This window comes from Streptosporangium sp. NPDC002607, assembly GCF_053592655.1.
In genome coordinates this window covers 21,006-27,381 of the sequence record NZ_JBSFWD010000084.1, presented here as the reverse complement: position 1 = coordinate 27,381, position 6,376 = coordinate 21,006, and the positions used below count along the sequence as shown (strand labels likewise).

Below are 6,376 nucleotides of genomic sequence, written 5' to 3'. Positions count from 1 at the left end.
GACTACCCGTGAGGCCGCGCCGGCGACTGGACTGAGGAGAGCGGGGTCGCGAGGAACGAGCGGCCCCGCTCGACGAGGGAAGGAGCCGGATAAGAGCGGCCTCACCGCGACGCGTTAGCGTCGCAGTGAGTACAGAGCCGGATCCCAGCGGCCTCACCGCGACGCGCAGCGTCGCAGTCAATACCGGTTAGAAGTAGCCGGTGCCCGTGATGGCGGCCGTCGTGTCACCCATGTTCTTCACCCGGTAGCGGATGCACTGGGCGGGCTGGGGGGCGCTGGCGGCGACGTACGCGGCGTGGTCGTTGGCGGCGATCGGCACCGACCCGATGTACCGGCCGCGGCAGTTGCCGACCTTGACCTTGACGGGCACGCTGTTGTTGTCCAGCTTGACCAGCACGTTTCCGTTGTACTGACGCCCGGGGACGAGCTCGGGCGTGAGGAACACCTCCTCGCCTGGCTGCACCCTCGCGGACAGGTTGACATCATCGGCGTGGGCGGGGGTGCCGGTCAGGGCGACGGCTCCGGCGGCCGCCAGGACCAACATCGAGGACAGGGCGCGCATCGAACGTCACTCTCCTTATTCGTCTCTGCCGATCCGTCCCTGCGGATCGGACGTGGAGACACTACGGAGAGTCACATCCAGGGATGATAACGAGGTGACCGAGTCCGGGTAAAACTCCTGGGAGTACGGTTCTGCTTCCCGTACGTACCGCGTCATTGCCACTCAGAGCGGCAGCCCTTGCCGTCACCGAAGAGGGCGCCGCCTCGCGTTGGAGGCGGGCTATCGGGTGAGGAGCTTCTGGGCCTCGACGATCAGGTCGAGGTTGAGGCTGAGCTTGAGGCCGTAGTAGACGATGGCGGTGGCGGTCACCGCGGCGACGAGGACGACCAGGATCTTGACGCTCCAGCCCTGGCGGCCCAGCCAGGCCGTCCAGGCCGACAGGGTCCGCTTGCCGAACTCCAGCAGCCGGTGTGCCCAGTGGAACTCGGTGGCCAGCACCGCCAGCCCCGCGAAGACGACCAGCCAGCCGGGGCCGGGGAAGGGCACCATGATGAGACCGCCGATGACCAGCACCGCGCCGATGGTACCGATGACGATCTTCAGGGTGAGACGTCCGGTGCGAGTGGACCTGATCCCGTCGAGCCAGCCGTGGATACCGGACCGCTCGGCGGCCTCATCCTTCAGCACGTCGGCGTCACCGGTCTCGCTCCGCCTGTCAACGATCTCGTTCGGAGCGTCGGTGGCGCCGGTTTCCGACGGGCGCCCCGTCTCGTCCTGAGGGCTGCACACCCCGTCTGAGACCGCCATACTCTCCCCCGGACAATCGGTTTCCTTCACAATAGGGTCTGCCGAGCGGCCCGGCCGCCGTTGACGCCTTACATCATCCTTAAGGCTGAGGCCATGGGGTTCTCCAGGCGGAGGCCGCGAGACCCCGCCTGCGGCTCGGCCGCGATACCCGGCCCCCCTCGTTCAGCCGGATATACCCGCGAACAACGTATAGGACGACAGGTAGCACTTACGCCGTGAATCGCCCACCGGAGCGGCGGAAGCGGGACGGCCCCGCCCGCGCCCGTTCGGGGCGTGGGCGGGGCCGTACGGACTCCCGGTGCCCCGTGGTTCTTCACGGGGCACCGGAAGCGCCGGTGCGTCCGACAGCCTGGACCCCCCGGCCTCGGCGACGGGTCGCACCGGCAGGTCTCCCTTACCGGTCGCCCCTCCGGGGTGACCAGGCCGTCAGGAAAGCACCGTTCGGGGGCGCGGAAAGCGCCGTCAGGGGGCGGTGCAGGTGACGTTGGAGGGGACGCCGTTGGTACCGGTCCAGGAGGCGCCGAAGCCGAACGACGTGGCGGCTCCGGCGGCCAGGACGCCGTTCCAGCTCGCGTTCTTCACGGTGACGTCGGCGCCGGTCTGGGTGTGCACGCCGCTCCAGAGCTGGGTGATCGTCTGACCGTTCGGGAACGACCACTTGACGGTCCAGCCGGTGGTCGCCGAGGTGCCGGTGTTCTTTACGGTCACCTCGCCCTGGAAGCCGCCGGGCCAGGAGTTGGACACCGTGTAGGTCGCGGTGCAGCCGCCGCCGACCGGCCCGGTGAGGGTCCTGAAGGTCACCGGGTCGGAGGCGGTGGAGCTGTTCCCCGCGGCGTCCCGGGCGATCACGTAGAAGGTGTACGAGGTGTCGGAGGTCAGCCCGGTCGGCGCGAACGACGCCGAGACCGACGAACCCACCTTGACATCCGTCGCCCCCGCCTCACGGTAGACGTCATAACCGCTCACCCCGACGGCGTCCGTCGAAGCCGTCCAGGACAGCGTCGCACCCGAGGAGGTGATCGCCGAGGCGACCGGGGTACCCGGCTTGGTCGGCGGAACGGTGTCGACCGGCGGGACGACCCCGCCGTTGTCGGCGTACAGGATGCCGCGGCCGTTGGTGCCGAGGTAGACGCGGCCGTAGACGCGCGGGTCGCCGGTGATCGCCTCGCCCGCGTTGCCGTACTGGTGCTGGTCGTCGTTGATCCTGACCCAGCTCGCGCCGGCGTCGTCGGAGCGGAACACGCCGTTGACGCCGCCGACCGTGGCGACCGCGTACAGCGCCTGGTAACCGGAGGCGGTGGCGGACTTGCCGAAGCCGATGTTGACGGCGCTCGTGACATTGGAGAGCTTGGTGAACGACGTGCCGCCGTTGGTGGAGTGCCAGATGCCCGAGCTGGTCGTCGACCCCCCGGCCAGCCAGATGTCGCCCTCGCGGCCGGGTACCGCCTTGAACTTGACGTTGCCCTCGGTGGGCAGCCCGGTCGCGGCGGTGGCCGCGAAGGAGGCGCCGCCGTTGGTGCTGGCGTAGAACTTTCCGGCACTGAAGCCGTAGAACCTGTTGGAGTTCACCCGGTCGGACTCGACCACGGCATTGGTCGGGAGCCCGGTGGAGGCGGTCCACGAGTTGCCGTAGCCGACCGAGTAGTGCACGCCCACGTCCTTGGGCGCCCAGACGAACCTGGACCCGTTGGCCGCGGCCGCGATCGTGCCGCCCTCGTTGATCCCGCTCGGCTCGGTGCCCTGGAACCAGTTGGCGCCGCCGTCGGTGGAGAACGCGGCGTGGCTGTCGTTCGGCCGGTCGGAGTCGGTGAAGTTGCCCGCGCGAACCATGATCGACGGGTTGGTCTCGGCGTAGTCGAGGCTGGTCGTCGAGGTGAAGTTGGGCGAGGTGAACATCATGGGCGGTACGGCGTCGAGGTTGGTGTGGCGGAAGCCGCCGATGTCGCCGAGACCGCTGACCAGCGGAGCTCCCGAGGGCGGGCTGATCAGGTCGAGGACCGCGGTCTCCTCAAGTCCCTTCACCATCGGCTTGATGGTGAACTGGCCGCCGGTGTCCCACTTCTTCAGGTCCTCGGTGCCGTAGAGCGTGGCGCCGGTGCCGTACATCATGCGGTTGCCGTCGAACGGGTCGATCTCCAGTGATTCGGTCATCCAGCCGAGCTTGGGCGTCGTCTCCGGCGGCTGCGGGTTGGCCCCGAAGGTGAGCCACGGCGAGGAGGAGACGTCCATCGTGTAGCGGAAGCTACGGTTCGGGTAGGAGGTGAAGTCCCAGACCCGGGTCCAGGTCGCCCCGGAGTCGGTGGAGCGGAAGAAGATGACGTCCGGCCACCAGGAGATCTGGGTGGCGACCATGATCGTGCCGGGGTTCTGCCGGTCGATGGTGAGGCCGCTGTAGCCGAAGTAGTCGTCGGCCGAACTGGAGGGGACCGGGCTGATCTGGGTCCAGGCACCGGTGGTCGTGTTGAGCTTCCACACGTCACCCTTGGCGCCGTCGTACGGGCCGCCGGTGTCGCTGGTGGCGATGTAGAGCGTGTGGTTGACGTGGTCGAGCACGCCCTTGTGCGCGATGTAGCCGGTGGGCTGGCCGGCCACCCTGGTCCAGGTGGTCCCGCCGTCAGCGGAGCTGTAGACGGTGTTCGCCTTGTCCGCGACGCCGACGTAGATCTTCTGCGTGGTGTTGCCCGCGGTCGCCGAGGACGGGTCGAAGGTCACCCAGACCACGCCGGGACGGTGGCTGAGGTAGCCGTTGGGGTCGGAGGGATCGGCGGCGTAGTTGCCCGCGTTGGGGAAGGAGGCGACCTTGGCCCAGGTCACGCCCTTGTCGGTGCTGCGCCACAGGCCGTTGCCGTCGGGCGCGCCGAGGTAGACGATGCTGTTCCTGTTGGGGTCGACGGCCAGCCGCTCCCCCATGCCCCGGCCGGGCATGTTGCCGCCGAGCTTGAACGGCAGCGCCGTGGCCTGCCAGGTCGCGCCCTTGTCGGCGGAGCGCAGGATGGCGCCGTTGTTGGGATCCCAGCTGTTGGTGTACATCCCGGCGGCGACGTAGACCCGGTTGGTCTCCACCGGGTCGGTGGCCAGGCTGACCACGCCGTTGTAGCCCCACTTGTCCCAGCCCACCCAGTCGAGCAGCGGAGTCCAGGTCTTGCTCGCCTGCTCCCAGCGGTAGGCGCCGCCGATGTCGGTGCGGGCGTAGATCAGGTTCTTCTCCTTCTGGTTGAACACGATCCCCGGCACGAACCCGCCACCGTCGATCCTGACGTTCTTCCAGGTGTACGTCTCGGCGGCGGCAGCAGCGGTCCCGGACGCGGACGCCGGAGCGACCCCGCCCGCGACGGCCACACCGACCGACGCGCACGCCACCGCGGCGGCGGTGAGCATGCTGAACAGCCTTCTTCGCATGTACGGCTTCCCTTCGCAATGCAACGGACAAACCGCCATGCACGATCAGGTGACGGGACCCTGACCTTCGACCGCCCATGATGCGCGTGCATGAACGCCCAGAGGTTCACATGCCGGACCCCGCGCCGTCAATAGTTTGAACAGACAACTAACAAATCGGTGCCCGACCGCAGCGTGCCGCGCGGGGAGGGCGCGGCGTACGCGGGTGTCCCGCACGTGGCGCCTTCCGGGACCTACTCCGGATCACAGTCGGTGGCGCACTCCCGGCGGGAAGCGATCATCAGCCGCGAACCCGGCCCTCTCGCCGCGGCCACGTCGTCGGGGTTGGCCAGCGCACAGCGGTCCAGCGAGAGGCAGCCGCAGGCTATGCACTCGGTCAGCCCGTGCCGGAGACGTTCGAGCTGCCTGATGCGGTCGTCGAGCTCGTCCTGCCATATCCCCGAGAGCCTCGCCCAGTCCTCCCTGGTGGGGGTCCGCTCGTCGGGGAGCGCGGACAGCGCCTCCTGGATCGTCCGAAGCGGGATCCCGACCCGCTGGGAGACCCGGATGAAGGCGATCCTGCGCAGCGTGTCACGGGAGAAGCGGCGCTGGTTGCCCGCAGTGCGGCGGCTGCGGATCAGGCCCTTGGACTCGTAGAAGTGCAGGGCCGAGACGGCGACCCCGCTGCGCGAGGAGAGCTGGCCGACGGTTATCTCCGGATTGTTGGGCATGCGGCAGTCTACCTTGACCTCAACTTACATTGAGGTTGTCGGGTGGCACGCCGTTCACGAGAGCTCACCCGGCCCGGAGCCTCGAGGTGTCTCCCCCTCGGCCGCAGAGGGATGTTCGGGTAAGAATAGGCCGCATGACGAGAACACTGGTGCTGGGTGGCGGAGGCGTGGCGGGCATCGCCTGGGAGGCGGGGATCGTCACGGGTCTTCGCAAGGCGGGACTGGAGCTGGGAGCGGCCGACCTGGTGGTCGGCACCTCGGCCGGCTCGGTGGTCGGGACGCTGATCGCCACCGAGGTCGACCTGGAGAGCTCGGTCGGCGTCCAGGCCGACACCGAGACCGCGACCGTCTCCGCGGTGGACATGGAGGCGGTCATGGCCGCCTTCGGCGTGCTGTACGACCCGTCCCTGGAACCGCGGGAGGCCCGGCGCAGGGTCGGCGAGCTGGCCCTGGCCGTGCGGGACACCGGCGCCAGGATCGAGACGATCGGCGACCGGCTGCCCGTCAAGGAGTGGCCGGAGCGCCGCCTGCTGATCACCGCGGTCGACGCGGCGACCGGCGAGTTCGTGGTCTGGGAACGCGACTCGGGGGTGCCGCTGGTGTCGGCGGTCGCCTCCAGCTGCGCGGTCCCCTGCGTGTTCCCGCCGGTGGAGATCGGCGGGCGCCGCTACATGGACGGCGGGGTGCGCTCGGCGACCAACGCCGACCTGGCGGCGGGCAGCTCGGCCGTGGTCATCCTGGAACCGCTGGCGCACGTCTCACCGAGGGCGCGCTTCGAGGCCGAGCTGGCCGAACTGAGGGACGCGGCGGTCGCGCACATCGTCCCCGACGAGGCCTCGGTCGCCGTGTTCGGCGCCAACGTCCTCGACCCGGCCCTGTGGCGCCCCGCCTTCCAGGCCGGCCTCGCCCAGGCGCCCGCCGCCGCGGAGAGCGTGGCCAGGGCCTGGCAGGACTGAGA

At 69.4% G+C, this 6,376-nt stretch carries 5 protein-coding genes; 1 reads left to right on the top strand and 4 read right to left on the bottom strand.

The window, feature by feature from the left end:
* Nucleotides 1–187 precede the first annotated feature (187 nt).
* The 4 genes from ACWD3H_RS44685 to soxR form a co-directional block, all read right to left on the bottom strand.
* On the bottom strand, nt 188–562 hold the full coding sequence (locus ACWD3H_RS44685) for a hypothetical protein (protein ID WP_355555418.1): 375 nt from the start codon (nt 560–562) through the stop codon (nt 188–190).
* 219 nt (nt 563–781) lie between these two features.
* On the bottom strand, nt 782–1,309 hold the full coding sequence (locus ACWD3H_RS44680; RefSeq protein ID WP_355555420.1) for a TIGR02611 family protein: 528 nt from the start codon (nt 1,307–1,309) through the stop codon (nt 782–784).
* A 462-nt stretch (nt 1,310–1,771) separates the two neighbouring features.
* Entirely contained in the window at nt 1,772–4,708 is a 2,937-nt protein-coding gene (locus ACWD3H_RS44675; protein WP_451959349.1) for a cellulose binding domain-containing protein, read from the bottom strand.
* A 233-nt stretch (nt 4,709–4,941) separates the two neighbouring features.
* Entirely contained in the window at nt 4,942–5,418 is a 477-nt protein-coding gene (gene soxR / locus ACWD3H_RS44670) for a redox-sensitive transcriptional activator SoxR (RefSeq protein WP_451959348.1), read from the bottom strand.
* A gap of 134 nt (nt 5,419–5,552) precedes the next feature.
* Between soxR and ACWD3H_RS44665 the strand changes: the two genes are divergently transcribed.
* Nucleotides 5,553–6,374, top strand: a complete 822-nt coding sequence (locus ACWD3H_RS44665; RefSeq protein ID WP_451959347.1) for a patatin-like phospholipase family protein — start codon at nt 5,553–5,555, stop codon at nt 6,372–6,374.
* The last annotated feature ends 2 nt before the right edge of the window (nt 6,375–6,376 follow it).

Coding starts and splice junctions, on each gene's coding strand:
- ACWD3H_RS44675 (WP_451959349.1), bottom strand. CDS start 4,708: ATGCGAAGAAGGCTGTTCAGCATGCTCACCGCCGCCGCGGTGGCGTGC.
- ACWD3H_RS44685 (WP_355555418.1), bottom strand. CDS start 562: ATGCGCGCCCTGTCCTCGATGTTGGTCCTGGCGGCCGCCGGAGCCGTC.
- soxR (WP_451959348.1), bottom strand. CDS start 5,418: ATGCCCAACAATCCGGAGATAACCGTCGGCCAGCTCTCCTCGCGCAGC.
- ACWD3H_RS44665 (WP_451959347.1), top strand. CDS start 5,553: ATGACGAGAACACTGGTGCTGGGTGGCGGAGGCGTGGCGGGCATCGCC.
- ACWD3H_RS44680 (WP_355555420.1), bottom strand. CDS start 1,309: ATGGCGGTCTCAGACGGGGTGTGCAGCCCTCAGGACGAGACGGGGCGC.